We start from the raw sequence: 3,197 nt of genomic DNA, 5'->3' as shown, positions 1-3,197 counted from the left end.
CGAGCCCGGTTCCCTCATGGGTCCGGTCGTATCCGCCGCCCGCCTGGAAGAACGGGGCGCCGATGCGGGGCAGGTCGTCGGCGCCGATGCCGATCCCCGTATCCGCCACCACGATGTCGAGATGCGACGCGCTTCGCCGCACGGAGACCTCGACCCGCCCGCCCGGCGCGGTGAATTTCACCGCGTTGGACAGGAGGTTGATGAGCACCTGCCGGCAGGCGCGTGCATCCGCCATGATCTCGATGCCCGCAGCGTCGGTGCCGCGCACCAGGGTGATCCCGCCCTGATCGGCCCGCAGCTGCATCAGGTCGCAGCAGGTCCGCACCAGGGATCCGACATTCATCGTCTCGGGAACGTAATCGAAATTGCCGCTCTGGATCCGCGACATGTCGAGGAGCGCGTTGACCACGTCGAGGAGATGGCGCCCGGAGCTGCCGATGATCTCGGCATATTCGCGGCTGCGCTCGGGGCCGAGGGTCATGGAGCTCTGGCCGGCGAGGACTTCCGAGAAGCCGATGATGGCGTTGAGCGGCGTGCGCAGCTCGTGGCTGACGGTGGCGAGGAAGCGGCTCTTCAGGTCGTCGGCGCGCTCGGCCTCGGCGCGGGCGTGCTCAAGCTCCTCCGCATGGCGACGATGCTCGCTGACGTCGCGGGTCACGGCGACGACACTCGACCCCTCGACCCCCGATTGGGTGCCGGCGATGCGGTGGGCCCGCATCTCGGCGAAGATCACCCGCGGCTCACCTTCGGCGCGCAGGGCCGCCGGGTCGAGATGCAGGCGGAACTGGACGGTGGCCGGCTTTCCGCCGGCAGCGACGTCGCTGATCGTCTGCAGAAGGGCCGGACGGTCTCCCACATGGACCCGGTCGAGGAGCCCGTGTCCGCGCAGGCGAACGGACTCGACGCCGACGAAGCGCGACGACGAGGCGCTGGCTTCGATGACGCGACCGTTCCGGTCGTGCCAGGTGACGAGGTCGTCGATGGCCGAGAGCAGCATGCGGTCGCGCATCTCGTTGTCGCGCATCCGGGCGAGCCAGCGGCCTTCGTGGCGCAGATGCTCCATGGCCTGGGCGGCCACGTGACCGATGGCCGTGATGGCGAAGACCGGCATCGCCAGGGAACGGGACAGGTCGAGGAGAGGCAGCGAAATGGCGCCGTGCGGCAGGAACGCCACGACGAGAGCGCCGATCATCGCCACGATGGCGGCGGCCAGCGTCGCCCGGCGCGAACCGGACACGACCGCCTCCAGCGGGATCGCCACCAGCCAGATCGCGGCGGCGGAGTTCACGCCGCCCGACATCAGGGCGAGGCAGACCACGAGGCCGGTGAGACCGGCCGACGAGATCGCATGGGCGACCCACAGGATTCCGGTCCGCGACAGGAACACGGCGGCGAAGACCGGCAGCATCAGGCTGGCGATGGCGAGGACTTCGAGGCCGGTGGGGACGCCCCGCCAGAGCAGGTAAGGCGGCAGGGCGGCCATCATCACGATCCCGGTCGCGAGGCGCGATACCAGGAACCGCTCGTGCCGGAACCGCACGGCATCGTCTTCGACCACCGACTCGTGGACGAGCCCGGCGAGCCGGAGATCGATCATGGAAGCCAGGCCGCTGTAGATACGCAATACGCACACGCACAGCGCGAAGTGCCTCGACGGCCGCTTCGTCGCCCCTTGCTGGACTTTGACTCGGGTTCGACTTGAACTCGACTGAGGCCAAACCTCGCAGACCGGACTTAAGCGAGTGTTGCGCAGACCCGACCGATTGTTCGCGGATGCTTTCCGGTCCGTAACCACGCCTATTCGGTGGACGGCCCCTTTCGGGGCACATCTCCCGCTATCCACAGGGCCGGGCACGACATGCCGGTTCGCAGGGGCATGGCGGCAAAGCCGCGTTCACCATGGTTCTCGATTTCAGGGCGTGCGTGAGAGGCGCTTTACGTTCTGCGCCGAGGCTCGGTCACAACGGGCCGCTCACGGCCGGCACCGAACCAACCCGGGACTTCCATGTCGTTCCTCATTCGCGCCTGCCTGGCGATCGGCATCCTCTCCTACCTGGCCGCCCATCGCGACGATCCGGGGCTCGCGGCGCGCCCGACGGCGCCGTCCGTGGAGAACGCCGCCTCTCTTGCCTGGGACGCCCTGCCGAGCGATGTCCGCGAGAAAGCACTGCGCCAGGGCGCCGACGCTTTGGTCCAGAAGGTGGCGGGGTCCGTCGCGAGCGCGTCGCGCGACACGCTGGCGGAGGCCGATCGCCGCCCGGCCTGGCGCGGCGTGGACGAGCGCTGATCGGGGCGCGGGCGCCCGAACCGACCGCCCCGTCCGTCAGATCTCGTAGGACGCCGCCTGTCGCGCGCGCAGGACGTAGAGCGAACGGGGATCGAGGCGCAGGCGCGCGTTGGGGGGAAACAGCGCCTGTCCGGCCTGGACCATGCCCGTCGGCCGGGTGGTGTCGAAGACGACCATCCACGGCCCGCCGATGACCGGGGCCAGCGTGAAATCGATCGCCTCGTCGGCGGCGTTGATGAGGATCAGCAGGCGGTCCGCGCTCGGAAGGTCGTTGCCGATCTGCATGCCGAAGGCCTGCCGGTGACCATCGCCCCAGGCCTCGTCGTCCATCTCCGCGCCGCAGGGCGAGAGCCAGTGGACGTCGCGCAGCGGCCCGTCCCCGATGACGGCGCCGGTGAGGAAGGTCAGGCGGCGCAGGGCCGGCTGGTCGCGGCGCAAGGCCGTGAGGTTGGCGACGAAAGCCGTGAGGCCGGGGTCGGGATCGGTCTCCCAATCGAGCCAGTTGACCGCGTTGTCCTGCGCATAGGCGTTGTTGTTGCCGTTCTGGCTGCGCGACCGCTCGTCCCCGGCCAGAAGCATCGGCACGCCCTGGGCCAGGAAGGTCGTCGCCAGGAGATTGCGCTTCTGCCGCGCCCGCACGGCCAGGATCGCCGGATCCTCCGTCTGGCCCTCGACACCGTAATTGCGCGAGAGGTTGTGGCCGTGGCCGTCGCGGTTGTCCTCACCGTTGGCGTGATTGTGCTTGTCCTCGTAGGCCACGACGTCGGCCAGGGTGTAGCCGTCATGGCTCGCCAGCATCAACTACGTGGCGAGCCATGACGGCTACCCCCTGGCCGACGTCGTGGCCTACGAGGACAAGCACAATCACGCCAACGGTGAGGGCAACCGCGACGGCCCAGGCCCCAACCTC

2 protein-coding genes and 1 pseudogene are annotated in these 3,197 nt (G+C 69.3%); 1 reads left to right on the top strand and 2 read right to left on the bottom strand.

What is annotated here, in order from left to right; translation table 11 throughout:
* Positions 1-1,633 (bottom strand): sensor histidine kinase (locus MBTS_RS22710; RefSeq protein WP_425324822.1); only part of this gene is annotated, 1,633 nt, incomplete at its 3' end.
* A gap of 372 nt (positions 1,634-2,005) precedes the next feature.
* On the opposite strand from MBTS_RS22710, the gene MBTS_RS22705 reads away from it, so the two are divergent.
* Positions 2,006-2,287: a hypothetical protein gene (locus tag MBTS_RS22705; RefSeq protein WP_056149907.1), complete on the top strand. Its 282-nt coding sequence runs from the start codon at positions 2,006-2,008 to the stop codon at positions 2,285-2,287.
* 36 nt (positions 2,288-2,323) lie between these two features.
* Here MBTS_RS22705 and MBTS_RS22700 read toward each other — a convergent pair.
* Positions 2,324-3,082 (bottom strand): annotated as a pseudogene (locus MBTS_RS22700) (glycogen debranching protein GlgX); the annotation flags it as partial.
* Positions 3,083-3,197 lie beyond the last annotated feature (115 nt).

Source organism: Methylobacterium bullatum, assembly GCF_014845095.1.
Classification (GTDB): domain Bacteria; phylum Pseudomonadota; class Alphaproteobacteria; order Rhizobiales; family Beijerinckiaceae; genus Methylobacterium; species Methylobacterium bullatum.
The sequence above is the reverse complement of the archived record's forward strand: the minus strand, read 5'-3'. Positions and strand labels throughout refer to the sequence as shown.